20 protein-coding genes and 2 pseudogenes are annotated in these 26,304 nt (G+C 69.6%); 6 read left to right on the top strand and 16 right to left on the bottom strand.

Annotation, left to right across the window (positions count from 1 at the left end):
• Nucleotides 1-202: 202 nt before the first annotated feature.
• Entirely contained in the window at nucleotides 203-409 is a 207-nt protein-coding gene (locus DMC18_RS02450; protein WP_058346819.1) for a hypothetical protein, read from the bottom strand.
• A gap of 226 nt (nucleotides 410-635) precedes the next feature.
• Here DMC18_RS02450 and DMC18_RS02455 point away from each other — a divergent pair, with 226 nt between their 5' ends.
• A complete protein-coding gene (locus DMC18_RS02455; RefSeq protein WP_146217950.1) occupies nucleotides 636-3,644 on the top strand; it encodes a TonB-dependent receptor domain-containing protein in 3,009 nt (1,002 codons plus the stop codon).
• Nucleotides 3,645-3,884: 240 nt separating this feature from the next.
• Here the strand turns inward: DMC18_RS02455 and DMC18_RS02460 are convergent, their stop codons facing one another.
• Nucleotides 3,885-4,160, bottom strand: coding sequence for a DUF4880 domain-containing protein (locus DMC18_RS02460; RefSeq protein ID WP_110120959.1), 276 nt, complete (start codon nucleotides 4,158-4,160; stop codon nucleotides 3,885-3,887).
• 252 nt (nucleotides 4,161-4,412) lie between these two features.
• Between DMC18_RS02460 and DMC18_RS02465 the strand changes: the two genes are divergently transcribed.
• Entirely contained in the window at nucleotides 4,413-4,775 is a 363-nt protein-coding gene (locus DMC18_RS02465) for a CZB domain-containing protein (protein WP_110120960.1), read from the top strand.
• Nucleotides 4,776-4,977: 202 nt separating this feature from the next.
• On the opposite strand, the gene DMC18_RS02470 is transcribed toward DMC18_RS02465, so the two are convergent.
• The 5 genes from DMC18_RS02470 to DMC18_RS02490 all read right to left on the bottom strand — a co-directional run bounded on the left by DMC18_RS02470 (nucleotide 4,978) and on the right by DMC18_RS02490 (nucleotide 14,421).
• Entirely contained in the window at nucleotides 4,978-6,381 is a 1,404-nt protein-coding gene (locus tag DMC18_RS02470; RefSeq protein ID WP_110120961.1) for an efflux transporter outer membrane subunit, read from the bottom strand.
• Nucleotides 6,378-9,581 carry an efflux RND transporter permease subunit gene (locus DMC18_RS02475; protein ID WP_110120962.1) on the bottom strand — a complete coding sequence of 1,068 codons (3,204 nt, stop codon included), beginning with the start codon at nucleotides 9,579-9,581 and terminating at the stop codon, nucleotides 6,378-6,380. The genes DMC18_RS02470 and DMC18_RS02475 overlap by 4 nt, the downstream gene beginning before the upstream one ends.
• Entirely contained in the window at nucleotides 9,578-12,712 is a 3,135-nt protein-coding gene (locus DMC18_RS02480; protein ID WP_110120963.1) for a multidrug efflux RND transporter permease subunit, read from the bottom strand. The genes DMC18_RS02475 and DMC18_RS02480 overlap by 4 nt, the downstream gene beginning before the upstream one ends.
• Nucleotides 12,713-12,727: 15 nt before the next feature.
• Nucleotides 12,728-14,029 (bottom strand): MdtA/MuxA family multidrug efflux RND transporter periplasmic adaptor subunit, encoded by a 1,302-nt coding sequence (locus DMC18_RS02485; RefSeq protein ID WP_110132669.1) that lies wholly within the window; start codon nucleotides 14,027-14,029, stop codon nucleotides 12,728-12,730.
• Nucleotides 14,030-14,160: 131 nt separating this feature from the next.
• The gene (locus DMC18_RS02490) at nucleotides 14,161-14,421 is read right to left on the bottom strand and encodes a hypothetical protein (RefSeq protein WP_110120965.1); all 261 of its coding nucleotides are present in this window, start codon (nucleotides 14,419-14,421) and stop codon (nucleotides 14,161-14,163) included.
• A gap of 328 nt (nucleotides 14,422-14,749) precedes the next feature.
• Here DMC18_RS02490 and DMC18_RS02495 point away from each other — a divergent pair, with 328 nt between their 5' ends.
• Nucleotides 14,750-16,189: a nucleoside hydrolase-like domain-containing protein gene (locus DMC18_RS02495; protein WP_110120966.1), complete on the top strand. Its 1,440-nt coding sequence runs from the start codon at nucleotides 14,750-14,752 to the stop codon at nucleotides 16,187-16,189.
• 192 nt (nucleotides 16,190-16,381) lie between these two features.
• On the opposite strand, the gene DMC18_RS02500 is transcribed toward DMC18_RS02495, so the two are convergent.
• From DMC18_RS02500 to DMC18_RS27125, 4 genes and pseudogenes are all read right to left on the bottom strand, one after another.
• Nucleotides 16,382-17,143, bottom strand: coding sequence for a pseudouridine synthase (locus tag DMC18_RS02500; protein ID WP_110132670.1), 762 nt, complete (start codon nucleotides 17,141-17,143; stop codon nucleotides 16,382-16,384).
• Between the two features lie 4 nt (nucleotides 17,144-17,147).
• Nucleotides 17,148-18,188 (bottom strand): lysine-2,3-aminomutase-like protein, encoded by a 1,041-nt coding sequence (locus DMC18_RS02505; protein WP_110120968.1) that lies wholly within the window; start codon nucleotides 18,186-18,188, stop codon nucleotides 17,148-17,150.
• A gap of 76 nt (nucleotides 18,189-18,264) precedes the next feature.
• Nucleotides 18,265-18,411: pseudogene (locus DMC18_RS27235) on the bottom strand (hypothetical protein); the annotation flags it as partial.
• Nucleotides 18,412-18,439: 28 nt separating this feature from the next.
• Complete coding sequence (locus tag DMC18_RS27125) at nucleotides 18,440-18,565, bottom strand: hypothetical protein (protein ID WP_255580250.1); 126 nt, start codon at nucleotides 18,563-18,565, stop codon at nucleotides 18,440-18,442.
• Nucleotides 18,566-18,694: 129 nt separating this feature from the next.
• Here DMC18_RS27125 and DMC18_RS02510 point away from each other — a divergent pair, with 129 nt between their 5' ends.
• Nucleotides 18,695-19,570, top strand: coding sequence for a LysR substrate-binding domain-containing protein (locus DMC18_RS02510; RefSeq protein WP_110120969.1), 876 nt, complete (start codon nucleotides 18,695-18,697; stop codon nucleotides 19,568-19,570).
• A 72-nt stretch (nucleotides 19,571-19,642) separates the two neighbouring features.
• Here DMC18_RS02510 and DMC18_RS02515 read toward each other — a convergent pair whose 3' ends face one another.
• On the bottom strand, nucleotides 19,643-20,083 hold the full coding sequence (locus DMC18_RS02515; protein ID WP_110120970.1) for a VOC family protein: 441 nt from the start codon (nucleotides 20,081-20,083) through the stop codon (nucleotides 19,643-19,645).
• 83 nt (nucleotides 20,084-20,166) lie between these two features.
• Nucleotides 20,167-21,220 (bottom strand): annotated as a pseudogene (epmA, locus tag DMC18_RS02520) (EF-P lysine aminoacylase EpmA).
• Between the two features lie 139 nt (nucleotides 21,221-21,359).
• Between epmA and efp the strand changes: the two are divergent.
• Entirely contained in the window at nucleotides 21,360-21,926 is a 567-nt protein-coding gene (gene efp, locus DMC18_RS02525; RefSeq protein ID WP_110120972.1) for an elongation factor P, read from the top strand.
• A 70-nt stretch (nucleotides 21,927-21,996) separates the two neighbouring features.
• Here efp and DMC18_RS02530 read toward each other — a convergent pair whose 3' ends face one another.
• Nucleotides 21,997-22,932 (bottom strand): alpha/beta fold hydrolase, encoded by a 936-nt coding sequence (locus DMC18_RS02530; RefSeq protein WP_110120973.1) that lies wholly within the window; start codon nucleotides 22,930-22,932, stop codon nucleotides 21,997-21,999.
• 195 nt (nucleotides 22,933-23,127) lie between these two features.
• Here DMC18_RS02530 and DMC18_RS02535 point away from each other — a divergent pair, with 195 nt between their 5' ends.
• The gene (locus DMC18_RS02535) at nucleotides 23,128-23,526 is read left to right on the top strand and encodes a MerC domain-containing protein (RefSeq protein ID WP_110120974.1); all 399 of its coding nucleotides are present in this window, start codon (nucleotides 23,128-23,130) and stop codon (nucleotides 23,524-23,526) included.
• Between the two features lie 165 nt (nucleotides 23,527-23,691).
• Here DMC18_RS02535 and DMC18_RS02540 read toward each other — a convergent pair whose 3' ends face one another.
• Both DMC18_RS02540 and DMC18_RS02545 read right to left on the bottom strand, forming a co-directional pair.
• Complete coding sequence (locus tag DMC18_RS02540; protein ID WP_233245305.1) at nucleotides 23,692-25,509, bottom strand: glycoside hydrolase family 9 protein; 1,818 nt, start codon at nucleotides 25,507-25,509, stop codon at nucleotides 23,692-23,694.
• 98 nt (nucleotides 25,510-25,607) lie between these two features.
• Nucleotides 25,608-26,228, bottom strand: coding sequence for a TetR/AcrR family transcriptional regulator (locus DMC18_RS02545; protein WP_110120975.1), 621 nt, complete (start codon nucleotides 26,226-26,228; stop codon nucleotides 25,608-25,610).
• Nucleotides 26,229-26,304 lie beyond the last annotated feature (76 nt).

Consider the following 26,304-nt stretch of genomic DNA (forward strand, 5'->3'; position numbering starts at 1 on the left):
CCGACGAGCACCCCCAGCACCATCGCGCCGATGATCAGATAGGCGAAGCGTTTGTTCATCGGGCGGAACCTCTGCGCATGCGGCCGGCGAGCCGCCTGTCGCTCAGGCGTCCGCAAGGTGCGTGAATTTTGGGGAAAGGGCGGACGGCGGGGCCGGAAAAGGCCGGTCCCGGTCAGGAACTAGAGGCGCGAGCGCGCCGTGATCAGGAGGCGGCGGCCTTTTGCAGGCGCTCGTAGCGGCTCAGGAGGCGCTCCCAGGTGACCCGCTTGATCGGCTCGCCCCGGCGCAGCTTGGTCCAGGTGGTCTCGCTGATCCCGTAGACGTTGTTGAGGTGCTCGCGGGTGATGGCGGGCAGGCGGCTCTTCAATCGCTCGAAGTGTTCGGCGGGGATCTGGATCACGTCCGGCATAACGGTCCCGTAGCTCTGTTCAGAAGGCCGACTTAAGCGGCCCGCATCTATCAAGACGCAGTCGCACGACGTTTCCTCACGTCCGGCGACAAAATATTTTCTCCTTACCAATCCGTGACTTGGCTTTACGGCAAAATGTCGTCGGGAAGATGTGGGTTCCGCAACAGGCTGCGTCTTGAAGTTCGGAAGCGCGAGGGGCGCGACCGAATACGAAGGGGACTAAGCGATGCGATCCAGCACCTTGCGAGCGATGATGGCCGGCGGTTGCGCCTATGGCGCCCTGATGATCGGCGCGGCCGGCGCCTACGCCCAGGAGGCAGCCCCGGCGCCGGAAGAGCCCCAGGCGGTCGAGGCCGTGGTCGTCACCGGCTCGCGCATCGCCCGTCAGGACTATGTGGCCAACAGCCCGATCCAGACGGTCGGCGCCGCGGCCATCGAGGCCACCGGCCAGGTGACGGTCGAAAAGGCCCTGTCGCAGATGCCCCAGTTCACCGGCTCGTTCGGCCAGGGCAACACCGGTTCGACCAGCACCGGCCTCAACGGCGGCCAGTCCTACGCCAGCCTTCGCGGCCTGGGCGCCAAGCGCACCCTGATCCTGCTGGACGGTCGCCGCCTGCAGCCGTCCAACCCCGACGGCTCGGTCGACCTCAACATCATCCCCGAAGCCCTGATCGAGAACGTCGAAGTCATCACCGGCGGCGCCTCGACCGCCTACGGCTCGGACGCCACGGCCGGCGTCGTCAACTTCAAGCTCAAGCGCAGCTTCGAGGGCCTGACCGCCGATGCCCAGTACGGCATCTCGGAAAAGGGCGACGCGGAGTCGTTCCGCTTCTCGGTCACCGGCGGCTCGTCCTTCGCCGACGGCAAGGGCCGGGCGGTGCTGTCGTTCGACTACACCAACCGCGACCGCGCCCTGCAGAGCGCCCGCGACTACTACATCTTCCGCACCTCGGCGCCGGGCCTGTCGACCATCCCGCAGGGCACGGTGCTGTTCGGCGCCAACCTGCCGACCCTGGCCTCGATCAACAGCCTGTTCCAGGGGACCTATGGGACGGCGGCTCTGACCGGCAACAGCGCCGGCCGCTACACCGGCCAGCTCGGTTTCAACACCGACCAGACCCTGTTCTCGACCTCGGGCGTGCCGGTCCTGAACTTCCGCGATCCGCAGACCGACAACGCCTACATCGTCAACGCGAACGCCTCGGGCACCTCGCAGCAGGTCAACTTCGGCTACAACGGCAGCTCGATGCAGTCGGACCTCGACCGCTACGCCGTGTTCGCCAAGGTCGACTACAATCTGACCGACAGCCTGCGGTTCTTCTCGCAGTTCACCTTCACCGACTACACCTCGGTGGGCGTGTCGAACCCGACCCTGGCCTCGAACGTCTACGGCCTGACCGTGCCGGTGACGAACCCGTTCATCCCCAACGACTTCAAGGCCATCCTGGCCTCGCGCCCCAGCCCCAACGCCGCCTTCACCTTCTACAAGGCCCTCGATATCCTGGGTCCGCGCGTCCAGAAGTACAGCTACGACGTCTTCCAGTTCACCAACGGCCTGTCGGGCGACACCGGCTTCCGCGACTGGACCTGGGACGGCTACGTCTCGTTCAGCCGCGCCAAGTTCGACAACGAACAGACCGGCGGGGCCAGCGCCAGCGCCATCTCGCGCCTGCTCAACAGCCCGACGGGGGGCACGGAATACTGCGCCGGCGGCTGGAACCCCTTCGGCAACCTGACCCCGTCGGGCGAGTGCGTGCGCTACATGTCGCGCCGGACGCTGAACCAGAACAGCCTTGAGCAGCGCATGGTCGAGCTGAACGTCTCGGGCACGCTGTTCGACCTGCCCGCCGGTTCGGTGAAGTTCGCCGCCGGTACCGACTATCGCTCGAACGAATACACCTTCAAGCCCGACAGCCAGCTGAACCAGCCCGACGGCACCAGCGACATCCTGGGCTACAGCGTGCTGCGCGACGCCTCGGGCTCGGTCGACACCTACGAGGTCTACGGCGAACTGCTGGTGCCGATCGTCAAGGATCTGCCCTTCATCCAGGAGTTCAACCTCGACCTCGGCTACCGCTATTCCGACTACAGCTCGGTGGGCGGGGTGCAGACCTACAAGGCCGACTTCGACTGGAAGATCATCGAGCCGGTGCGCCTGCGCGGCGGCTACAACCGCGCCATCCGCGCCCCCAGCGTCGGCGAATTGTACGCTCCCGTCTCGACGGGTTCGGTGGCCATCGGCACGGCCTCGTCGACCACCACCAACGGCGATCCCTGCGACGTCCGCTCGTCCTACCGCACCGGCGCCAACGCCGCGGCGGTCCGCACCCTCTGCCTGGCGCAGGGCGTGCCGACGGCGATCATCGACAGCTACCAGCTGGGCACGGCCCAGGTCTTCGCCCTGACCGGCGGCAATCCCGACCTGCAGGAAGAGACGGCCGACACCTACTCGTTCGGCGCCGTGCTGCGCTCGCCGTTCGAGGGGCCGCTGCTGAGCCGGATCACCGCCTCGATCGACTGGTACGACATCAAGGTGAAGGACGCGATCGGCAGCCTGTCGATCGTCAACGCCTTCCAGTTCTGCTTCAACTCGGGCGGCGCCAACCCGACCTATGATCCGAGCAACTACTACTGCTCGCTGCTGACCCGCAATTCGGCCAGCGGCGTGCCGACCAACCCCGTCCAGCCGCTGCTGAACCTGGGCCAGTTCCAGACCACCGGCGTCGACGTTCAGGTCGACTGGAGCTTCGACTTCGCCGACACCCTGCTGGACAAGGTGCCCGGCTCGCTGTCGGTCAACGTGGCCCTGGGCTACACCGACAAGTTCAAGATCCAGAGCCTGCCGGGGGCCGCGGTCTACGACTATGTCGGCACCATCGGCACGGGCGTCGAAAGCACCGCCGGCACGGCGCACCCGAAGTGGAAGTCGGTCACCTCGACCACCTACACCTGGGGTCCGGCGAGCGTCGGCCTGCGCTGGCGCTGGATCGACGCCATGGACAACTCCGCCAAGGTGGTCACCCCGACCAGCACCTCGCGCGGCGTCGTCTCCTACAACGCCTTCGACTTCAACGGCCGCGTCAAGCTGCCGTGGGACACCGACCTGCGCTTTGGGGTCAACAACCTGTTCGACAAGGCCCCGCCGCAGGTGGGCGACACCGAGGGCAACTACGACGCCCAGAACTACGACGTGCTGGGCCGCGCCTACTACCTGGGCGTCCGCAAGCGGTTCTAGTTTTTCAAGGATACCGGGCGCGTCGGCCCCCTTTGACGCGCCCGGCCTTCGCCGCCGATCCCCCCCGGCGGCGGCGAGGAGGGGCGTCGGTCTTGGCGGGCCGGCGCCCTTTTCGCGTTCTTGATCCCCCCTGGGGGAGGTGGCCCAGAGGGCCGGAGGGGGGAGCGCCGACCTGCGCCGAGCAGACCCCCTCAGTCGGCTTCGCCGACAGCTCCCCCAGAGGGGGAGCATCTTGTGGCCTCAGTGCGCCAGCACGCCCGCGACCGCCAGGGCCGCGACGGCGATGCCGGCTCCGCCCAGGGCCAGGACCCTCAGGTCGCGCCACACCGAAGGCTCCGGCGGATCCCAGCTGGCGATCTCGGCCTCGACGGCCTGCACCGCCTCGACGGCGTCGCGGCGGCGGGGCTGGGCGATCCAGGCCTCGAACGCCTCGTGGTCTTCCTCGCCGGCGTCGGGCGCGCGCAGGCGCTCCAGCCAGGCGGCGGCCTCGCGCACGTCTTCTTTGGTCCGGGTCATTTCTGCGTCCCTCCGTCCTCGGATGAAGCGGAGGCCGTTGTTCCGGCAGACTGTTACGGTCGAATGTCGCGCCGGACGTGCGGCGATATCCAGGGTTGTCCGACGGGCGCCGCGCAGGCCGGGCGCCTGCGAAATCGGCGATGGCGGGGCCTCGAGCCCGCCCTTCGTCAAACTGCAACCTGGGCGCAATAATCGCGAAACCGAAAGTCGCCATTGCGCACGTTCAGTCGCCCCCAGCGTGAGAGCGTGGTCATGGACTTTCTCGAACAGACCCAGTTTCACAACCGCATCTGCGAGGATCTCGAAGAGGCCATGGCCGGCGGTCGCCAGGTCGACGCCGTCGCCGTCCGCGCCGAGCGCCAGTGCGCCGCGGGCCAATGGCTGCACGGCGAGGGCCACCGGCGGATGCCGGGCAGCCACCTGCACCTGCACTGCCTGGAGGCCCATCGCGAGTTCCATCGCGTCGCCGGCCAGGTCGCCGACCAGGTCAACCGCGGGGCCGTCGCCGACGCCCGCCGGTCCCTGCGCAACGGCGGCGCCCTGGCTCAGGCCAAGGCCGACCTGACCGCCGCCTTCCGCAAGATGCGCATCGCCGCCGAGACGACGGCGGGGTAGGGGGCGGAAACCTCGTCACCCCATTTTCGTCATCCCGGCCGCAGCGCGTAGCGCGGAGAGCCGGGACCCAGGGGCCGCCGCATTGCGGTCGCCGCCGCCAACGCCTTGGACCAGCCGCCGCGCCCAGTCCCCTGGGTCCCGGGTCTGCGGCCCGCTGCGCGGTCCTCCGCCCGGGATGACGAGCTTTGTTGGAGGGGAAGGACTACTCCTTCACCCCCGTCCAGCCGCCGCCCAGCGCCTGCACCAGCGCCACCGCCGCCGCCTGGCGCGACACGCGGGCCGTGGCCAGTTCGCGCCGGGCCGACAGGGCCGAGGCCTGGGCGGTGACGACGTCGGTATAGGCCACCTGACCGGCGCGATACTGGTTCAGCAGCATCTGCTCGGTCTGGTCGGCGGCGGTCGAGGCCGTCTGCAGCAGGGCGTACTGGCGTTCCAGCACCCGCACGGCCGTCAGCTGGTTCTCGACGTCCTGGAAGGCCTCCAGCGCCGTCTGGCGGTAGTCGGCGGCGGCCGCGTCGTACGAGGCGCGGGCCTGGGCCACCTGGGCCTTGCGGGCCCCGGCGTCGAACAGGGTCTGGGCCGCGGCCAGGCCCAGCGACCAGGTGTTGGTCGAGGCCGCGAACAGGTCGCCCAGCTTGGTGGCGCTGCTCGAGCCGTCGCCGGTCAGGGTGAAGGTCGGGAAGTAGGCGGCGCGGGCCACGCCGATCTCGGCGTTGGCGGCGGCCACGCGGCGCTCGGCGGCGGCGACGTCGGGACGGCGCTCCAGCAGGGTCGAGGGCAGGCCGACGGGGATTTCCGGAACGCTGGCCGACCAGTTGGGATCGGCGGCGATGGTGAAGCTGCTGGCCGGCTCGCCGACCAGCACCGCCACGGCGTTCTCGTAGGTCGCGCGGGTCTGGGCCAGCCCCTCCAGGGTCGACTGGGCGTTGGCCAGGGTGGTCTGGGCCTGGAGCACGTCGGAACGCGGGGCGATGCCGGCGTCGTAGCGGTTCTGGGTGATCTTCAGGGACCGCTGGTAGCCCTCGACCGTGGCCTGGACGAGGGCGATCTCGGCGTCGGTCTGGCGCAGGCCCAGATAGTTGGTGGCCAGTTCGCCCTGGGCCGACAGCTCGGCGGCCGCCAGGTCGGCGGCGCTGGCCTGGGCCGAGGCCTTGGCGTTGTTGACGGTGGCGCGGATGCGGCCCCAGACGTCCGGCTCCCAGCTGGCGCCGATCCCGGCCTGGTAGCGCTCGCCCTTGCTGGACGACGAGGCGCCGCCGCCGCCGGTCTTGGTGGCCGAGCCCGACAGGTCGATCGCCGGAAACAGCGAGGCGCGCTGCTCCTTCACCAGGGCGCGGGCCTGGCGATAGGCGGCCTCGGCCGAGGCGATGGTCTGGTTGTTGACCTTCACGCGCTGGGCCAGGGCGTCCAGCTGCGGATCGCCCAGCAGGGTCCACCAGTCGCCGCGATCGACGTGGTCGGCCGGATCGGCGGCCTTCCAGCCGTCGAGCGCCTTCCAGGCAGCGGGCGTCGGCGAGGCGAGCTTGGGGGTCTCGTAGGCCGGCGTCGTCGAGCAGGCCGCGACGAGAGCGAGCAGCGGAAGCGAAGTCAGGATACGGGCGGTCATCGGGCGGGCTCCGGCGGGGCGGGCATGTGGGTCAGGTCGCGCTCGTCCTTGCGCCGCTTGCCGCGCAGGCGGTCCATGTAGACGTAGACGACCGGGGTGGTGATGAGGGTCAGCAGCTGGCTGGCGATCAGGCCGCCGATGATGGTGATGCCCAGCGGCCGGCGCAGTTCGGCGCCTTCGCCGAAGCCGATGGCCAGGGGCAGGGCGCCCAGGGCGGCGGCCAGGGTCGTCATCAGGATCGGGCGGAAGCGCAAGAGGCTGGCCTCGCGCACCGCCTCCAGCGCCGTCAGCCCGCGGGCCCGCTGGGCCTCCAGGGCGAAGTCGATGATCAGGATGGCGTTCTTCTTGACGATCCCCAGCAGCAGGAACACCCCGATCAGCGCGATGATCGAGAACTCCATGTTGAAGATCAGCAGGGCCAGCACCGCCCCGACGCCGGCGGCGGGCAGGGTCGACAGCACCGTCACCGGGTGGACGTAGCTCTCGTAGAGGATGCCCAGCACGATGTAGATCGCCACCAGCGCCGCGGCGATCAGATAGGGCTGCTGCTTCATCTGCTCGTTGTAGCTGCGGGCGCTGCCCTGGAAGCTGCCGCGCACGCTGGTCGGCAGGCCGATGTCGGCCTCGGCCTGGGTGATGGCCGCCTGGGCCTGCGACAGCGACACCCCGTCGGGCAGGTTGAACGACACGGTGGTCGCCAGCTCGCCGTTCTGGTGGTTGACCGAGGTCGGGGTGGCGTTCTGCGAGACGCTGGCGATGGCCATCAGCGGCGTCATCGGCGTGGCCGAGGTGTTCAGCGTCGAGCCGGTCGAGGCGTCGCGCAGCGACGGATTGACCGACGCCCCGCTGGTGCTGGCCGTGGTCGTGCTGTCGCTGGTGCTGGTCGGCACATAGACGTCGTTCAGCGCCTCGGGGCCCTGGGCGAACTTCTGGTTCCACTCCAGGATCACGCCGTACTGGTTGACGTCCTCGTAGATGGTCGCGACCTGGCGCTGGCCGAAGGCGTTGTAGAGCGCGTTGTCCACGGCCTTGGGCGTGACGCCCATGCGCGAGGCGCTGTCGCGGTCGATGGTGACCAGGGTCTCGACGCCGTTCTCCGACTGGTCGCTGTCGACGTCGGTCATGACGTCGGAATGCTCCTTCATCGCCTCGGCCAGCTTCGGCGCCCATTCCTTGAGGGCGGCGCTGGAGTCGCTGGTCAGGGTGTACTGGTAGGTCGAGTTGCTCGACCGCCCGCCCATGCGCACGTCCTGCACGGGGTTGAGGAAGATCGACAGGCCGGTGACCTTCTGCAACTGCGGCCGCAGGCGGGCGATGACGGCGCTGCCCTTTTCCTTGCGCTCCTTCATCGGCTTCAGATTGACGAACATGAAGCCGCCGCCCGAGCGGTTGCCGCCGGTGAAGCCGACCACGGTGTCGACGGCCGGGTCCTTGCGGATGATGTCGACCACGGTCCGCAGCTTGGCCTGCATGACCTGCGAGGAGACGCTTTCGTCAGCCCGCATGCCGGCCATCAGCTGGCCGCTGTCCTGCTGGGGGAAGAAGCCCTTGGGCACGGCGATGTAGAGCCAGATGGTCATGCCGATGACCGCGATCAGGATCATCAGCACCAGCGGCTTGGCCGCCAGGGCCCAGTCCAGGCTGCGGGCGTAGAGCCGCTGGACGCGGTCGAACAGCCGCTCGAAGGCGCGGGCGATGCGGCCTTCCTGGTGGCCCTCGGGGCGGGCGCGCAGCAGGTAGGCGCACATCATCGGCGTGGTCGTCAGGCTGATGACCAGCGAGATCAGCACCGCCGCCGACAGGGTGACGGCGAACTCGCGGAACAGACGTCCCACCTGGCCGCCCATGAACAGCAGCGGGATGAACACCGCGACCAGCGAGACGCTGATCGACAGCACGGTGAAGCCCACCTCGCGCGCGCCCAGCACGGCGGCCTTGAAGCGGTCCATGCCCGCCTCGATGTGGCGCTGGGTGTTTTCCAGCACGACGATGGCGTCGTCGACCACGAAGCCGGTCGCCACGGTGATGGCCATCAGGGACAGGTTGTTGAGCGAGAAGCCCAGCAGGTACATGACGCCGAAGGTGCCCAGCAGCGAGACGATGGTCGCCGCCGTCGGGATGAAGGTCGCCCGGGCGCTGCGCAGGAAGGCGCTGACCACCAGCACCACCAGGATGATCGAGATCAGCAGGGTGACCTCGATCTCGTGCAGCGACGAGCGGATCGAGTTGGTGCTGTCGCTGGCCACCTGCACCTTGATGTCGCCGGGCAGCTGGGCGCGCAGTTCGGGCAGGGCGGCGCGGACGCTGTCGACGGTCTCGATGATGTTGGCGCCCGGCTGGCGGGTGATCAGCACGATGATCGCCGGCTTGCCGTTGAACAGGCCCAGGGTCCGGGTGTTGGCGACGCTGTCCTTGACGTCGGCCACGTCCGACAGCTTGACGCCGGCGTCGCCGCGCCAGGCCACCAGCAGGCCGGCGTAGTCGGCCGCCGTGCGGCCGCTGCTCGAGGTGTAGATCTGGTAGCGCTTGCCGTCGCCTTCGAGGGCGCCCTTGGGGCGGTTGGCGTTGGCCGCCTGGATCGAGGCGCGCACGTCCTCCAGGCTCACCCCATACTTGTTGAGCAGGAACGGATTGACCGAGATCCGCACGGCTGGCAGCGAGCCGCCGCCGATCTCGACGTCGCCGACGCCCTGCACCTGGGCGACGCGCTGGGAGACGATGTTCGACACCGCGTCGTAGATCTGGCCCGGCGTCTTGGTGTCCGAGGTCAGGGCCAGGATGATCACCGGCGAGTCCGACGGGTTCATCTTGCTGTAGGTCGGGTTGCTCTTCAGCGTCGCCGGCAGGTCGGCGCGGGTGGCGTTGATGGCCGCCTGCACCTCGCGGGCGGCGCCGTCGATCTTGCGGTTGAGGTCGAACTGCAGGGTCACCCGCGTCGAGCCCGACGAGCTCTGCGAGGTCATCTCGTTGACGCCGGAGATCACGCCCAGGCGCCGCTCCAGCGGCGTGGCGACGCTGGAGGCCATGGTCTCGGGGCTGGCCCCCGACAGGCTGGCCGACACCGCGATGGTCGGATAGTCCACCTGCGGCAGGGGCGAGACCGGCAGCACGAAGAAGCCGAAGATCCCGGCCATGGCCAGGCCGACGGTCAGCAGGACCGTGGCGACCGGCCGGCGGATGAAGGGCGCCGACAGGTTCATGACGGCAGCCCCGGCAGCGGACGCTCGACCCGGCCCTCGTCGGCGTTCCCGTCCTCGCGGCGGCCCTTGGCGCTGGGCGCCAGGCGGTCGAAGGCCAGATAGACGACCGGCGTCGTGAACATGGTCAGCAGCTGGCTGACCAGCAGGCCGCCGAAGATGGCGATGCCCAGCGGACGGCGCAGCTCGGCGCCTTCGCCGAAGCCCAGCATCAGCGGCACGGCGGCGAACAGGGCCGCCAGCGTGGTCATCAGGATCGGGCGGAAGCGCAGGATGGCGGCCTGGAAGATCGCCTTCTCGGGCGACTTGCCCTCGTTGCGTTCGGCCTCAATCGCGAAGTCGATCATCATGATCGCGTTCTTCTTGACGATGCCGATCAGCAGGATGATGCCGATGATCCCGATCACGCCGAGGTCATTGCCCGTCACCCACAGCGCCAGCAGCGCCCCGACGCCCGCCGACGGCAGGGTCGACAGGATGGTCAGCGGGTGGATGTAGCTCTCGTAGAGCACGCCCAGCACGATGTAGACGCAGACCACGGCCGCCAGGATCAGCCACAGCTGGTTGCTCAGCGAGTTCTCGTAGGCCCCGGCCGCGCCCAGGAAGGTGTGGGTCACCGACGTGGGCATGCCGATGTCCTTCATCGCCTTGCGCACCTCGTCCACCGCATGGCCCAGCGACACGCCAGGCGCGGTGTCGAAGCCGATGGTGGTGGCCGGGAACTGGGCGACGTGGGTCACCTGCAGCGGCGCCTGCTTTTCCTTGATGGTCGAGAAGGCCGCCAGCGGGGCGGGCGAGCCGCCGCCGGTCTTGAGGTTGAGATTGCCCAGCGAGGCCGGGTCGGTCAGCAGGCCGGGCTTCGCCTCCAGGATCACCCGGTACTGGTTGGTCTCGGTGAAGATGGTCGAGACGATCCGCTGGCCAAACGCGCTGTAGAGGGCGTCGTCGATGTCCGAGGCGGTGATCGAAAGCCTCGCGGCGGTGTTGCGGTCGATGTCGATATAGGCGGCCGAACCGGTGGCCGAGGCGTCGCTGTAGACGTTGCGGACGGCCTTCACCTCGGCGAGCTTGGCGGCCAGCTTGCCGGCCCATTCCTTGACCGTGGCGGTGTCGGCGCCTTCCAGCGACAGGCGGTACTGGGTCGGGCCGCTTTCGGCGTCGATGGTCAGGTCCTGGGTCGGCTGGAGATAGAGGGTCACGCCCGGCACGGCGGCCACGCGCTCGCGCAGCCGCTGCATGATCTTTTCCTGCGAGCCGGACCGGTCGGCCTTCAGGTTGATCTGCATCTGGCCGGTGTGGAGCATGCTGTTGTTGGCGCCGTCCACCCCGATGAACGAGGCGACGTTCTCCACCGCCGGGTCCTCCAGGATGGCTTCCGCCGCCTGCTGCTGCAGGCCCGCCATGCGCTCGTACGACACCGACTGCTCGACCTCGGTGCGGGCCTGCAGCTGGCCGGTGTCCTGGGTCGGGAACAGGCCCTTGGGGATGACCATGTAGAGCACGCCGGTCAGCACCAGGGTGGCGACGGCGACGACCAGGGTGGCCTTCTGGCGGGCCATGACCCAGGCCAGGGCGACCTCGTAGCGGCCCTCGATCTTCTCGAACAGCGCCTGGGCCTTCTTGCCGACGCTGTTGGGCTTTTCTTCCTCGTCCTCATGGCTCTTCAGCCAGCGGGCCGACAGCATCGGGGTCAGGGTCAGCGACACCACGGCCGAGATCAGGATGGTGATCGACAGGGTGATGGCGAATTCGCGGAAGAGGCGTCCGACCACGTCGCCCATGAACAGCAGCGGGATCAGCACGGCGATCAGCGAGATGGTCAGCGAGATGATCGTGAAGCCGATCTCGCGCGCGCCCTTCAGCGCCGCCTGCATCGGTTTCTCGCCCCGCTCCATGTGGCGGATGATGTTCTCGATCATGACGATGGCGTCGTCGACGACGAAGCCGGTCGCGATGGTCAGGGCCATCAGGGACAGGTTGTTGAGCGAGAAGCCCAGCAGGTACATCACCCCGCACGAGCCGATCAGCGAGATCGGCACGGCCAGGCTGGCGATGATCGTCGCCCGCATGGAGTGCAGGAAGAAGAAGATCACCAGCACGACCATCACCACGGCCAGCACCAGCTCCATCTCCACGTGGTGGACCGAGGCGCGGATGCCCGTGGTGCGGTCGGCCAGCACCTGCACCTTCAGGGTGGCGGGCAAACCCGCTTGAAGCTCGGGCAGCTTGGCCTTGATGGCGTCGACCGTCTGGATGACGTTGGCGCCCGGCTGGCGCTGGACGTTGACGATGATCGACGGGGTCTTGCCGGCCCAGGCGCCCAGGCGGGTGTTCTCGGCGCTCTGCACCACGCTGGCCACGTCGCGGATGCGGATCGGGGCCTCGTTCTTGTAGGTGACGACGAGGTCCAGATAGTCGTCGACCGTCAGCAGCTGGTCGTTGGCGTTGATGGTGTAGGTGCGGGTCGGGCCGTCGAAGCTGCCCTTGGCGCTGTTGGCGTTGGCGTTGCTGATCGCGGTCTCGAGGTTCGACAGGGTCAGGCCGTACGAGGCCATCGCCTGCGTGTCGGCCTGGATGCGGATCGCCGGCTTCTGGCCGCCGCTGAGCGACACCAGGCCCACACCCGAGACCTGGCTGATCTTCTGGGCCAGGCGGGTGTTCACGAGGTTCTGCACCTCGGTCAGCGGCAGGGTGTCGGAGGTGATGGCCAGGGTCAGCACCGGCGCGTCGGCCGGATTGACCTTGGCGTAGGTCGGCGGGGCGGGCAGGTCGGCCGGCAGCAGCGAGTCCGCCGCGTTCATCGCCGCCTGCACTTCCTGCTCGGCGACGTCGAGGGTCTCGCCCAGGCCGAACTGCAGGGTGATGATGCTGGCGCCGGCCGTACTGACCGAGCTCATGCGGGTCAGGCCCGACATCTCGCCCAGCTGCTTTTCCAGCGGGGCGGTGACGGTCTGGCTCATCACCTCGGGGCTCGCGCCCGGGTACAGGGTCTGGACCTGGATGGTGGGGTAATCCACCTCCGGCAGGGCCGACAGCGGCAGCAGCTTGAAGCCGACCAGGCCGGCCAGCACGATGGCCGCCATGAACAGGGCCGTGGCGACCGGCCGCTGGATGAAGGGACGCGAGGGGTTCATGGGGCGGCTTCCGGCCTATTCCGGACGCCGACGGCGTTCGCCGTTCTGGGCGCCGCCCTTGCCTTGTTCGCCCTTCTTGCCCTTGCCGGCGCCCTGACGCTGAACCTGGCCCGGCAGCTGAACCTTGCCGCCTTCGGTCAGGCGGTCGCCGCCCTCGGTGATCACCTTGTCGCCGATGGCGAGCCCTTGCGTGACCGCCACCTGGGTGGTGGTCGACTGGCCGGTCGTGACCTTGGTCTTGGTGACGGTCTGGTCGCTCTTCAGCTTCCAGACGAACGAGCCGTCCGAGCCCTGGCGCACGGCCGTGGCCGGCACGACGATGGCGTCCTTCAGGGTGTCGAGCTGGATGCGGACATTGACGAACTGGCTGGGGAACAGCTTGCCGCCGGTGTTGGGGAAGCGGGCCTTGCCCTTCACCGTGCCGGTGCCGGTGTCGACCAGGTTGTCCAGGGTCGAGAACGTGCCCTGGTCCAGGGTGTTGGTGCGGGTGCGGTCGAGCACGGTGACCGGCAGGGTCGCGCCGCCGAACACCCGCTGCGAGATGCGCGGCACGTCGTCCTGCGGGACGGTGAATTCGACGTCGATCGGCGACAGGGTGGTGATCACCGCCACGCCGCTCGAGTCGCCCGAGGCGATATAGTTGCCGACGTCCACCACGCGCAGGCCCACCCGGCCGCTGACCGGGGCGACGATGCGGGCGAAGCCGAGGTTCAGCCGCGCGGTGCCGACGGCGGCGCGGTCGGCCATCACGGTGCCTTCCAGCTGCTTGACCGTCGCGGCCTGGGTGTCGACCTCCTGGCGGGCGATGGAGTCCTGGGCCAGCAGGGTCTGGTAGCGCTTCAGGGTCAGCTGGGCGACCGACAGCTGAGCCTCGTCGCGGGTCAGGTTGCCCTGCGCTTCCATCAGGCTCATCTGGAACGGACGGGGGTCGATCTGCACCAGGGTCTGGCCGGCCTGGACCAGCTGGCCCTCGCGGAACAGCACCTGGGTGATGACGCCCGAGACCTGCGGCTTGACGGTGACGGTCGCGGCCGGGGTCACGGTGCCGAGGGCGTCGATGATCACCGGCAGGTCGGCCTTGCTCGCCGTGGCCACCGCCACGGTGCTGGCCGGACCGCCGCGACGACCGCCGCCGCCGCCCGGACCGCCGGGACCACCCGGACCACCCATGTCGCCGCCGCCCTGGCCGCCGTTGTGCAGCAGGGTCCAGGCCAGGACGCCGACGCCCGCCAGGGCCGCCACGGCGACGGCGCCGCCGATGATCCGCGCCCGACGGCTGGGCTTGCGGGCGGAGTAAGACGGGCTGGATTCGGTCATGGACGGCCTCTGGGCGCGGGCGGGCGGCGAAGATGGTCGAGACGCCGTCGTCGGGGCGACGCGGCGGGGATAGGCGAGGGTACGAAATGTCGGGTCGCCGACGCTGGCGACCCGACGCTCAAGCTAAACTGCTAGAGGCGGCATTTGATCCATTTGCCGCCCTGACCGCGATAGGCGTCGCGCTTGACGTCGTAGTTGCGGTACTTGGCCTTGCAGGCGCGGACGTGGCGTTCCTGCTTGGATTCCTTGCCCGGCTTGGCGTCGTGGCGCTGCTGTTGCGGCTGCTGAGCGGCCGGCGCCTGGGCGCCGTGCTGGTCGTGACCCTGGGCCAGGGCGGGGGCGGAAAAGGCGGCGGCGACGCTCAGGGCGAGCGCGGCGAGAACGGCTTTCATGTCGGTCTCCGAAATTGAGGGGACCGCACGGCTAGCAATGCGAAGTGGCGGCGATGTTGCCGCTTTGAAACGGCGTCCGGCGAACTTGTAAAAATGGGCGGAAAGTTTCGGTACAGGCGCGAGTTCGATGGCGATCCGCGAGCGGGACCCGCCGTCTGCCGGGGTCATCAACCAGGATGATGGCCCGCATCAGCCGATTGAATTTGCCCCGCCGCCGCCGGTCTTCCTAACGTCGCGCCAATCATGACGGCGGCGCTCGAACAAGCCGCCCGGCGCGCTCGGTCCGGAGGGATCGTCAGACGCCGAACCAAGGGGGGGGAGCTTCCGGATGCCGAGACACGCCAGTCATCGCCGCCGTCTCGTGCGGGCCGCCGCGGCGCTCGCCCTTCTCGGCCTGGCCCTGCCGGCCTTCGCCGCGCCGGCCCCGCCGCCAGTCGTCAAGCCCCGGGCGGTCATCCTCACCGACGTGCTCAACGAGCCCGACGACACCCAGTCGCTGGTCCGCGCGCTGCTCTACAGCAACGAGATCGATCTCGTCGGCCTGGTCGCCACCACCTCGACCTGGCAGAAGGCGGCCGTCCATCCCGAGGAAATCCGCCGGGTGATCGCCGGCTACGGCCAGGCGCTGCCCAATCTGCGGGTTCACGCCGCGGGCTATCCGGACGCCGACAAGCTGCTGTCGGTGGTCCGCGCCGGGCGCGCCGACTACGGCCTGGCGGGCGTGGGCGAGGGCAAGGACACCGAGGCCTCCCGCCTGATCATCGACGCCGTCGACGCGGCCGACGACCGGCCGCTGTGGATCTGCGTCTGGGGCGGGGCCGTCGACCTGGCCCAGGCGCTCTATCACGTGGAGAAGACCCGCTCGCCCGAGCAGGTCGCGGCCTTCGTCGGCAAACTGCGGGTCTATTCCATCTCCGACCAGGACGATGCCGGCCCCTGGGTCCGCGCCCGGTTCCCGCAGCTGTTCTGGATCGCCAGCATCCACGCCTTCAGCGACTATCCGCAGGCGGCCTGGCAGGGCATGTCGGCCGACAGCGTATTCCCCGATCCCGGCCCCGACACCCGCCTGATGAGCCCGGCCTGGCTGGACGAACACATCCGGCAGGGGCCGCTGGGCGGGCTCTATCCCAAGCCGCTGTTCGCCATCGAGGGCGACAGCCCCTCGTTCCTCTACCTGATCCCCAACGGTCTGAACGTCACCGAGCATCCGGAATACGGCGGCTGGGGCGGACGGTACGGGGCGGTGAGCGCCAGGCTAGGGCTCTACGCCGACACCCAGGACACCGCCGTCGGCGCCGACGGCAAGACGCACACCAGCAACCGGGTCGGGATCTGGCGCTGGCGCGAGGCCTCGCAGAACGACTTCGCCAACCGCATCCAGTGGACGCTCGCAGGCGATCCCAAGACGGCCAACCATCCGCCGCGGGTCGTGCTGCAGGGCGATCGCGGGCTCGCGCCGCTGGAGCTCACCGTCAGGTACGGCGAGAAGATCAGGCTCGATGCGACCGGCACGACCGATCCGGACGGCGACGCCCTGCGCTACAGATGGTGGTGGTATCGCGACCCGTCGCCGCCGCTCTTCCCGATGACGCCGCCCGACATCGCAAGCCCCGACGCGGTGGCGACCGATATCGTCCTGCCGAACGCCCAGCCCGTACCCGGCGAGAAGGTCTATCACCTGGTGCTCGAGGTCAGGGACCGGCCCAAGGCCGGCGGCCTGTCGTTCGTCCGCTACCGCCGCGCGGTGGTCCACGTGCTGCCCAAGTGAGGGCCTGGGACGGATCGATATTCAGCTAATTTCGGCGACCAAAAAAGCCGACCTTCCCCGCGAAGGCGGGGATCCAAGCTGATTTTCAGGATTTGGCGCGGCCGTGGACTACCCGCAGGCTCGGCTTGGATCCCCGCCTTCGCGGGGATGCTCGGTAGAAAATCGGGGCAAGCGGTTAAAGGTCGATCCGCGCTAGCCCCGGATCAGCGCCTCGCGCTCGGCGGCCGTCAGCGGGCGCCAGCGGCCTTCGGGCAGGTCGCCCAGCTCGATCGGGCCGACGCGGTGACGGAACAGGTCGATGACGTCCAGCTCGACCAGGTAGCACATCCGGCGGATCTGGCGGTTGCGGCCCTCGGTCAGCACGAAGCGCAGGGTCTCCTGGCCCAGGCGGTCGACGACGGCGCGCTTCAGCTTGCGGCCGTCCAGCTCCAGGCCGTGACGCAGCCAGTCGATCTTCTCGCGGGTCAGCTCGCCGCGCACCCGGACGCGGTATTCCTTCTCCAGCGTCGACTCCGGACCGATCACCGCCTTGGCCACCACCCCGTCCTCGGACAGGATCAAGAGGCCCCGGGAGTCCATGTCGAGGCGCCCCACCGGCGCCAGCTTGCTGTCGCGGCCGGGCACGGGGCCGGGCTGGTCGAACTGGGCGGCCCTGGTCAGCAGGCGCACGGCCGGGATCTGCTCGCCTTCGGGCTGGGACGAGACGATGCCGATCGGCTTGTGGATCATCACCGTCATCGCCGCGCCCAGCTGGGCGGTCGCGCCGTCGTTCAGCACCAGGGTCTGGCCGGGCAGGATCTTGCGGCCGGCGTCTTCCACGACCTCGCCGTCGATGGTCACCAGACCCTGGCCGATCAGGGCCTCGGCCTCGCGGCGCGAGCAGACCCCGCTCTGGGCCAGCCACTTGTTGACGCGCTGAGGCTCGGCCTCGTCGTAGGTGCGGGTCCAGGCCATGGGGTCAGTCGGCTTTCGGGGGATAGGCGTGGGTCTGGCCGCGCGGGTCTTCGACCGCGCCGTCGTCCAGATAGGTGGGGCCGATCGGAACCTTGCCGTGGCCGTCGGGGATGTCGAGGACGTAGGTCGGCTGGCACAGTCCCGAGAACCGGCCGCGAATGGCCTTCATCAGCGCCTGGCCTTCCTCGACCGAGGTGCGCAGGTGGCTGGTGCCGGGGGCCAGATCGCCCTGGTGCAGGTAGTAGGGCTTGATCCGCGTCTCCACGAGCGCCCGCATCAGCGCGCCCAGGCTTTCCGGATCGTCGTTGACGCCCTTCAGCAGCACGGTCTGGCCGATCATCGGCACGCCGGCGTCGACCAGCCGTGCGCAGGCGGCGCGGGCGGCGGGCGTCAGTTCGCGGGCGTGGTTGGCGTGCAGGGCCACATAAACCGCCTTGCTGCCGCGCTTCAGCGCCGCCACCAGCTCGGGCGTCACCGCTTGCGGATCGACGGACGGGATGCGGGTGTGGAAGCGCACGACCTTGACGTGCTCGATCGCCTCCAGCCGGTCCATCAGGTCGGCGAGGCGGCGCGGCGACAGCACGAAGGGGTCGCCGCCGGTGACGATCACCTCCCAGATCTGCGGGCGGGCGGCGACATAGGCGAAGGCGGCGTCCAGCTCGGCCGGCGACAGGGTCTTCAGCCCCTCGGGGCCGACCATCTCGCGGCGGAAGCAGAACCGGCAATAGACCGCGCAGGTGTGGGTCGGCTTCAGCAGCACGCGATCGGGATAGCGGTGGACGATCCCCTCGACCGGGCTGTGGGCGAAGTCGCCGATCGGGTCGGCGCTCTCGGCGGGCAGGGTGGTCAGCTCGGCTTCGGTCGCCACGAACTGGCGGGCGATCGGGTCGAACGGATCGGCCTCGTCGATCAGCTGGGCCATGTCGGGCGTGATGGCCACCGCGTACTGGGCGGCCACGCGCTCCAGCGCCGGTAGGCGTTCGGCGGCGACGAGGCCGGCGTCCGCCAGGGCCCTGGCGCTGCGGATGGTCTTGGCGGCGATCATGATCGCCGGGGATATGCGCCGAACGGGCGAGGTTGGCAAATCTGGGGGCGCGGAACGCGGTCTCACCCTCAACTCGTCATCCCGGGCGGAGGGCCGCGAAGCGGACCGCAGACCCGGGACCCAGGGGGCTGGGCGCGTTCGCCTTGATCAAGCGCCCCAGCGGTCGCCGACGCATTGCGGCGGCCCCTGGGTCCCGGCTCTACGCTTCGCTCCGGCCGGGATGACGACGGGGTAGAGAATGAACAGCAACCTCACCGCGGGCTGTGCACCGGCACGCTGCCGGGCCAGGGCTCGGCGCGGAAGGGCGAGGAGGGGGCGCGGTCGATCGCGCCGATCAGGGCGAGCGCCAGGGCGCCGCCGGCAAGCAGCAGTTTCATCGTCGTGGTCCTGTTAGATGCGGTCGCAGGGGAGGGCGGCCGCAGGGAGACAATCGCAAATTCACCTGGGCTTTACGAACGATGGCTTCTGCGCCAGGTTGTGAGTTCAGCTAACGGAGATGGGTTGCGTTGCGCCTTCCGCCCTTCAGCGCCCTGGTCGCCCTGGAGGCGGCCTACCGCCACCGCAGCTACAGCCGTGCGGCCGACGAGCTGCACGTCACCCATGGCGCGGTCAGCCAGCAGATCCGCAAGCTGGAGGAAGATCTGGGCGCGGCCCTGTTCCGGCGCGAGGGCAACGGCATGGTCCCCACGCCCACCGCCCGGCGCCTGGCCGAACACGTGGCCGAGGCCCTGTCGATCCTGAAGGCCGGGGTCGAGAGCGCCCGCCAGACCCTCGAGGGGCCGCTGGTGGTCAGCGCCACCGCCGCCTTCGCCAGCCGCTGGCTGGTCACGCGCCTGGCCCGCCTGGCCGCCGACACCGGCGAGGCCGACCTGCAGCTGCGCATCGAGGACCGCAAGGCCGACCTGCGCACCGACGGCGTCGACATCGCCCTGCGCTTCGGGCGCGGGCCTTGGGCGGATGTGGAGTCGATCCCGCTGCTGGGCGAGCGATTGTTCCCCGTCTGCTCGCCGGGGTTCCTCGAAAAGCACCCGATGACCTGTCCGGCCGACCTGCTGACCGTGCCGCTGCTGCGCCACACCGGGGTGCACTGGGCCGTCTGGTTCCGGGGCATGGGGCTGGAGCCGCCGGCCATGATCACGGGCCTGGCCTTCGACGACACCTCGGTGATGCTCGACGCGGCCGCGCAAGGGATCGGCGTCGCCCTGGCCCGCGAAGGCCTCTCCGAACGCGACCTGCGCGACGGTCGCCTCGTTCGTCCCTTCCCCGGCGAGGTCGAGGTCGAGACCGGCCACCACGTCGTCTGGCGCGCCGACGCGCCCCGGCTGACGCGGATCCTCAAGGTGCGCGACTGGCTGCTGGCGGAAGTGGGGCGGGAGGCATAGGCGCTCTCCCCCACCGCCATCATCCCGGATAAGCCCTGCGGGCTTTCCGGGATGACGAGCTTTTTTGGGAAGTTACTGCCCCGGCCGCCAGTCCGCGCCCGGGATGGTGTTGACCATCCAGGGAATGCCGAACCTGTCGGTCAGGCTGCCGTAGCCCGGCGACCAGAAGGTGGCCGCGAACGGCATGCCCACCTTGCCGCCCTCGGCCAGGGCGTCGAACACCCGCCTGGCCTCGGCCGCGTCTTGCGTGTGGAAGGTGACGTCGAAGCCGTTCTTGGGCTTGTCGATGTTGGGGGCGAACTCGGGCGGCATGTCGGCGCCCATCAGCGCCTGGTCGCCGACGTCCAGCCAGCAGTGCATCAGCCAGTCCTTGTATTTCGGATCGATCGGCATGTCGGGCGGGCCGTCGCCGAACGGCATGGCGGCGGTGACCTTGCCGCCCAGCACCTGGGCGTAGAACTCGAAGGCCTGGCGGCACTCGCCCTTGAAGCTGAGGCTGGTGACGATCTTCATGGCGGCTCTCCCTTTCCGCGTCTGTCCGGACCATAGGACGCCCAGCCGCCGACGGAACCGACATTCCGCCTGAAAAAGAGCGCTCAGACCTCCGCCACCGGCACCCACAGCACCTCGTCGATGCGCCGCGCGCCCGCAGCCAGCAGCACCAGGCGGTCGAAGCCGAGGGCCGAGCCGGCGGCGGCCGGCATGTGCTCCAGGGCCGCCAGGAAGTCGTCGTCGATGGGGTAGTGCTCGCCGTAGACGCGCTGCTTCTCGTCCATCTCGGCCACGAACCGGCGGCGCTGCTCGGCCGCGTCGGTGAGTTCGCCGAAGGCGTTGGCCAGCTCCACCCCGCAGGCATAGAGCTCGAAGCGTTCGGCCACGCGCGGGTCCGACGGCTTGGGCCGCGCCAGGGCCGCCTCGGCCGTTGGGGTATTCGCACAGCACGGTCGCCCGGCCGATCCCCAGGTTCGGCTCGACCTTCTCGACGATCACCCGGCTGAAGACGTCGGCCCAGGTGTCGTCGGCCGACACCCGGATCCCCGCCGCGGTGGCCGAGGCCGCCAGGGCGTCGCGGTCGGTCTCTCCGCCTTCGCCGAGGCTCGCCAGCAGGTCGACGCCCGCGTGGCGCTCGAAGGCCTCCGCCACCGTCAGCCGCTCTGGCGCGGCGAAGGGATCGCAGTCCAGGCCCCGGAAGCTGAACAGCTTCGTGCCCGCCGTCTCCGCCGCCAGGGCCAGCAGGGCCGCGCAGTCGTCCATCAGCGTCTCGTAGGGCTGCCCGACCCGGTACCATTCCAGCATGGTGAACTCCGGATGGTGCAGCGGCCCGCGTTCCCGGTTTCGCCACACCTTGCCCAGGCTGAAGATCCGCTCTTCGCCCGCCGCCAGCAGCTTCTTGCAGGCGAATTCCGGCGAGGTGTGCAGGTGCAGGGCCGCGCGCTCGCCGGCCAGGGTGATCGCTTCGGTCGAGAAGGCGTGCAGGTGCGCCTCGTTGCCGGGCGAGACCTGCAGGCAGGCCGCGTCGATCTCCAGGAAGTCGCGGCTTTCGAACCAGTCGCGCACCGCCGCCGTGATCCGGTTGCGGGCCAGCAGGAACGGCCGGCGGTCCTGGTGCTTGCGCGGGCTCCACCAGGGAGAAGGTGAGGGGGCTGTCACGGGCTGGCTCGGAAAGGGCGAAACGACGGAAGGGCTGGCGATCTAGCCCCGTTCGCTATAGAGGGGCACACGGATTCATCTGCAATACACGCGCGCGCGGTCTTGAACGCGCCGTCGCCCGATCTTCGAGGACTCTCACGTGAAGGTAGCCGCCAGCTCGCTCCGCAAGGGCGCCGTCGTCGACATGGAAGGCAAGCTCTATGTCGTCCTGACCGTCGACAACATCCACCCCGGCAAGGGCACTCCGGTGACCCAGCTGAACATGCGCCGCATCAGCGACGGCGTGAAGGTTTCGGAACGCTACCGCACCACCGAGCAGGTCGAGCGCGCCTTCGTCGACCAGCGCAACCACACCTTCCTGTACCAGGACGGCGAGGGCTACCACTTCATGAACCCGGAAACCTACGACCAGGTCGTGGCCTCCGAGGACGTGATCGGCGACGCCGCGCCCTATCTGCAGGAGAACATGACGGTCCAGCTGTCGACCCACAACGAGGTGCCGATCGCCATCGAACTGCCGCGCACCATGATCCTGGAAGTCGTCGACACCGAACCGTCGGTGAAGGGCCAGACCGCCAGCTCGTCCTACAAGCCGGCCCTGCTCAGCAACGGCGTCAAGACCACCGTCCCGCCGTACATCGCCGTCGGCACCCGCGTGGTCATCCTGACCGAAGACAACACCTATCAGGAACGCGCCAAGGACTGATCGTCCTTCACGCGACTGGAACTGACGAACCCCGGCGGCCGCGAGGCCGCCGGGGTTTTTCGTTTTGGGCCTACCCCAGCCGCACGAACGTCTCGATGTGCGCGGCGCTCGACACCGGGTGCTGGTGCTGCGGGCCGTGGCCGGCGTTGGGGTAGGTCAGCAGCTGCAGGGTCGGCAGCTGGTCGTTGAGGGCGTACCAGTTCTCGACCGGGCAGATCAGGTCGTGGTCGCCGCCGATGTGCAGGATGGGGATCGTGGTGGTCTTCAGGATTTCCAGGATCGGCGGGGCGGGGAACGGATTGGCCTTGGGCGCGTCGCCCAGGCTCTGCGCGGCCCACTGGTAGGGCACGGGCGGCGACAGTTCGGCGGTGCGGGCGGCGATGCGGTCGTGCGAGGCGCGGGCCGCCGCGCGGCTGGCCGGGCTGTTGGGCTCGAAGAACAGGATCACCTCGTCCTCGAAGTCGTTCTCGCGGGCGGCGGCCTGGTAGAACAGCGGCTCGGCCAGCTTGGCCGCCGGTCCCGGCGGCGTCGTGCCGATCAGCACCAGGTGGCTGATCTTGCCCGGAAAGATCGACAGCGCCGCCTGGGCGGCGATCCCGCCCAGCGACCAGCCCAGCAGCACCACCTTGTCGAGGTTCAGCGCGGCGACCAGGTCGCCGGCGTCCTTGGCCCAGGAGAACGGGTTCAGCGTCTTCTCGCCGGTCGACAGGCCAAGGCCCGTATAGTCGAAGGTGATGACCCGGAAACCCCGCTGCGCCAGGCTGTCCAGGAACAGCGGGTCCCAGCTGTCGAGGTTGCCGCGAAAGCGGGTGCACAGCACCAGCGGCGTTCCCTCGCCGACCGAGCGGTAGGCCAGGCGCCGGCCGTTGCTCTGCACGTAGCGGGTGGGGGCGTTCACGGCGCCGGCGGGAGCGGCCTGCGCCAGCGCCGGCGCGGCCAGGCCCAGCGCCAGTCCCGACAGCAGCACGCCACGGCGCGAGCCGGCCCAGCGATCGATCGTTTGCATGGCGAGGGTCCTCCAGTCGCTTTGGTCGCGGCCGGACCATCGCCGATCAGGCTTCCCGCGACTTGGACGATCCCGCCCGGGGTCGGACGGAGCGGACGCAGCGGAGGCCTTGGCGGAAATTCCGCCGGGCGCCTCTTGACTGAGTGTTATGTAATAACATTTAAGTCGCCTCGACCGCCGTACCCGGAGTTCCGCATGCCCCGCCACAACCACCTGCAACGGGGTCTCGACGGCGCGGCGATCGGGCTTTCGAGCCTGTGTCTCGTGCACTGCCTGGCCCTGCCGGTGATGGCGGCCCTGCTGCCGCTGGCGGCGAACCTGTCGCACGCCGAGTGGCTGCACCCGCTGTTCCTGGCCATGGCCGCGCCGATCTCGGTCTTCGCCCTGGCGCGCTCGGGCAACTGGCGGCGGCCGCGGATGGTGGCGCTGGCCGCCGGGGGCCTGGCCCTGATGACCGCCGGCGCCTTCGTCCCCATGAGCGACTGGGCCGAAGCCGGCCTGACCAGCCTCGGCGGCCTGATGCTGGCCGGCGTCCACCTGCTGAACGCCCGGATCTGCTCGTGCGCGGAGCTCACCGCTCAACCTCTCCCATAGGGAGAGGGAGGGGCCCGCGCCGAAGGCGTGGGAGGGTGAGGGGGTACGCCGCTCGCGGTCCCATCACTCACCTCTTGTTTTCAGAGGAAGGCGGCCGACGCCGTCACCCCTCACCCTCCCAGGCTGTCGCCTGGGCCCCTCCCTCTCCCCTCCGGGAGAGGTGTTTCACTGCTCATCCAGGAACGCCGCCACCCAGAAGAACGGCGCGTTCCAGTTCACCGCCACCTCGTTCTGGGTGAAGGCGCCGGCGTCGTCGACCCAGCAGGTCTGGGCCGCGCACTTGCCCTGCATCCTCCTGGCCACCTCGTCGCTGAAGGCGGTGTTGTTGGGCCCGCCCGAGATCACCCCTGGCGGCGGGGCGGGGTACTTGCCCTGGCCCACCCAGAAGCGGTGGTGCGGATGTCTCATCGGCCGCGCGCCCCAGCCCGTCACATAGGACTGGTCCAGCGGGTTGCGGCCCAGCACGTAGTCCATGGCGTCGGCCGCGGCCTGGCGATAGGCGGCCTTGCCGGTGACGTCGTAGGCCGCCCCCAGCACCATGGCGCGGTTCATGATCACCGCGTTGGACCCCCAGGAATAGCGCGTCCCGGCGTCGGGCAGGCGATAGCCGGCCTTCAGGTCCTCGGCCGCGTAGCCGTCGGCGGCGGCGACCAGGCCCGCGCGGGCCGCGTCGCGGGCGTCGGCGGGAACCGTGTCCGAGATCGCCAGCGACATCACCCCCAGCGTCGCTGTCCAGCCCCAGCCCGGCGCCTGGGCGGGCTTGCCGGCGGCCGGCATGTGCGGCGAAGCCCGCACGATCTCGCCGTACGAGGCCTCGCCGGTGGTCGCCCACAGCTCGGCCGCCGCCCAGAACAGCTCGTCCGACAGCTCAGGATCGCCATAGCCGCCCCCGCCGGTGAACTGGCTGTGGGCGTAGATCTCCGGATTGCGCCGCGCCGCCGCGAAGGCCGAGCGGGCCACGCTCAGGCAGCGGGCCGAGAAGGCCGGATCCACCGCCTTCCACACCCGCGCGCACTGCGCCGCCACGGCGGCCAGGTTCAGGGTCGCGGCGGTGGTCGGGTGATAGAGGAAGCGCGGGGCGGGATCCTCGTGCGGCGCGGTCGGCACGCCGGTCCAGAAGCCGTCGGTCAGCTTCTGATGGGCCATGCCCGAGGCGTCGATGCTGGTGAGCGTCAGCGGACCCTTGCCCTGGTGACCCACCGGCAGGGCCATGGTCGTGCCCGCCGGAACCTGCATGGCCAGCAGGAACTCCAGCTCCCACCGCGCCTCGTCCAGCAGGTCGGAGACGCCGTTGCCGGCCTCGGGGATGCGCTGGCTTCCGTCGGCGAACGCGTCCTTGCGCCCCAGGGCCGCCAGCCGCTCGCGATAGTTCACCAGCGTCCACACCGCGATGCCGCCGTTGACCACGTACTTGCCGTGGTCGCCGGCGTCGTACCAGCCTTTGCTGGCGTCGAGGGTGTAGCCGCAGCCGGCCCAGGCCTGGCCGCGCTCGTCCTTGCCGTTGAAGCAGGTCGCCTTGTCCGGCGCGTGGCCAGCCGGGCGGGCCAGCTTGGGATCGTCGCCGAACCGGGCCTCGATCGGTATGCCGCTGCGGTTCTGGTAGAAGAAGGCCAGGGCGTCGCGCTTGAGCCGCGCATAGGGATGGGCGGCGATCGCGAACGGGCGGCTCGCCCGGCCGCCGGCCTTCAGCCGATAGCCCGCGCCGGCCGGGGCGGCCGAGAAGTCGATCTGGTGCAGGCGCTCGCCCGAGGCCTCGTCGGCGCCGACCACGATCGTCCGGCCCTTCAGCACCACGCGCTCGGCGGCGTTCTCCAGCGTCCAGTCCAGGGGCTTGGCCGAGGCCTCCGGCAGCACCGCCAGCTTGCCCGCGCTTTCCAGCACGCCGACCTGGTTCAGCCGGATCGGCGCCAGAGGTTCAGCCGCCATCGCGGGCGCGGCGAAGGCGGAGGCGGCCAGCAGGGCCAGGATCGGACAGGACGGCAAGGCTTCCTCCGGGAGCGCGAGACAGATGGGCGTCTTCGTGCGCCCCGTCGGCAAACTAGGCGATCAGTGACAGCGTTGTCACCGGTTCTCTTCGCGCTTCACGACCGCAGCAGGTCGGCGCGCCGGGTGGGCTCGACGAAGCCCAGCAGGATGGTGAGGGCCGTTGCTCGCGCCTTTTCGGGAAGCTGGGCATCGGTGATCTCGTCGGCGATCCAGAAGGACAGGCAGCCGCGAAAGCCGATCGCCAGTTGCTCGGGCGCACGTTCGGCGGCCACCTCGGCCAAGGCGGGATCGACGCCGTCGCCATCGCCGAACGCCGTGGCCCACAGGGCTCGCGATTGGGCGCTGACCTCGCTCGGCTTGGCGCCGGGAAAGCCTAGCGAGCGAATGATCGCCCGGTTGATCTGGGGCTCCTCGAGCATGACGGCGACCGCGATCGATACGGCGGCGAGCACCCGGCTGATCGCGTCGCCGGCCGGCGCGGCCTCGGAAAAGCGCTCGCTCATCAAGCCAATCCGGCGAGCCGACAGCGCCTGCGCGATCGCCGCCTTGCTTCCGAATTGATTGAACGGCGTGGCGAAGCTCACGCCAGCCTCGGCCGCCAGCTCGCGCATCGAGAACGAGGCGGCGCCATCGGCGCGGAGCAGGCGCTCGGCGGCGTCGAGCACCGCCTCTCGCGCCAGTGTCCGCTTTTGCTCTCGAACCGACATCTCGACCATGGGGGCCAAGGTGGCCCGCCCCGCGTCTTGCGTCAATAAATTATATCATGATATAAAATTCTGCTCTCCCATCCGA

Origin of the sequence: Caulobacter sp. D5, from assembly GCF_003185805.1 — a bacterium.
In the GTDB taxonomy this organism is placed as follows: Bacteria; Pseudomonadota; Alphaproteobacteria; order Caulobacterales; family Caulobacteraceae; genus Caulobacter.

What these genes read in the sequence shown, in the direction of transcription:
- DMC18_RS02485 (WP_110132669.1), bottom strand. Translation starts at nt 14,029, where the DNA reads ATGACCGAATCCAGCCCGTCTTACTCCGCCCGCAAGCCCAGCCGTCGG.
- DMC18_RS02545 (WP_110120975.1), bottom strand. Translation starts at nt 26,228, where the DNA reads ATGGTCGAGATGTCGGTTCGAGAGCAAAAGCGGACACTGGCGCGAGAG.
- DMC18_RS02535 (WP_110120974.1), top strand. Translation starts at nt 23,128, where the DNA reads ATGCCCCGCCACAACCACCTGCAACGGGGTCTCGACGGCGCGGCGATC.
- DMC18_RS02530 (WP_110120973.1), bottom strand. Translation starts at nt 22,932, where the DNA reads ATGCAAACGATCGATCGCTGGGCCGGCTCGCGCCGTGGCGTGCTGCTG.
- DMC18_RS02460 (WP_110120959.1), bottom strand. Translation starts at nt 4,160, where the DNA reads ATGACCCGGACCAAAGAAGACGTGCGCGAGGCCGCCGCCTGGCTGGAG.
- DMC18_RS02455 (WP_146217950.1), top strand. Translation starts at nt 636, where the DNA reads ATGCGATCCAGCACCTTGCGAGCGATGATGGCCGGCGGTTGCGCCTAT.
- DMC18_RS02465 (WP_110120960.1), top strand. Translation starts at nt 4,413, where the DNA reads ATGGACTTTCTCGAACAGACCCAGTTTCACAACCGCATCTGCGAGGAT.
- DMC18_RS02450 (WP_058346819.1), bottom strand. Translation starts at nt 409, where the DNA reads ATGCCGGACGTGATCCAGATCCCCGCCGAACACTTCGAGCGATTGAAG.
- DMC18_RS02495 (WP_110120966.1), top strand. Translation starts at nt 14,750, where the DNA reads ATGCCGAGACACGCCAGTCATCGCCGCCGTCTCGTGCGGGCCGCCGCG.
- DMC18_RS02470 (WP_110120961.1), bottom strand. Translation starts at nt 6,381, where the DNA reads ATGACCGCCCGTATCCTGACTTCGCTTCCGCTGCTCGCTCTCGTCGCG.
- DMC18_RS02480 (WP_110120963.1), bottom strand. Translation starts at nt 12,712, where the DNA reads ATGAACCCCTCGCGTCCCTTCATCCAGCGGCCGGTCGCCACGGCCCTG.
- DMC18_RS02500 (WP_110132670.1), bottom strand. Translation starts at nt 17,143, where the DNA reads ATGGCCTGGACCCGCACCTACGACGAGGCCGAGCCTCAGCGCGTCAAC.
- DMC18_RS02490 (WP_110120965.1), bottom strand. Translation starts at nt 14,421, where the DNA reads ATGAAAGCCGTTCTCGCCGCGCTCGCCCTGAGCGTCGCCGCCGCCTTT.
- DMC18_RS02475 (WP_110120962.1), bottom strand. Translation starts at nt 9,581, where the DNA reads ATGAACCTGTCGGCGCCCTTCATCCGCCGGCCGGTCGCCACGGTCCTG.
- DMC18_RS02515 (WP_110120970.1), bottom strand. Translation starts at nt 20,083, where the DNA reads ATGAAGATCGTCACCAGCCTCAGCTTCAAGGGCGAGTGCCGCCAGGCC.
- DMC18_RS02505 (WP_110120968.1), bottom strand. Translation starts at nt 18,188, where the DNA reads ATGATCGCCGCCAAGACCATCCGCAGCGCCAGGGCCCTGGCGGACGCC.
- DMC18_RS27125 (WP_255580250.1), bottom strand. Translation starts at nt 18,565, where the DNA reads ATGAAACTGCTGCTTGCCGGCGGCGCCCTGGCGCTCGCCCTGATCGGC.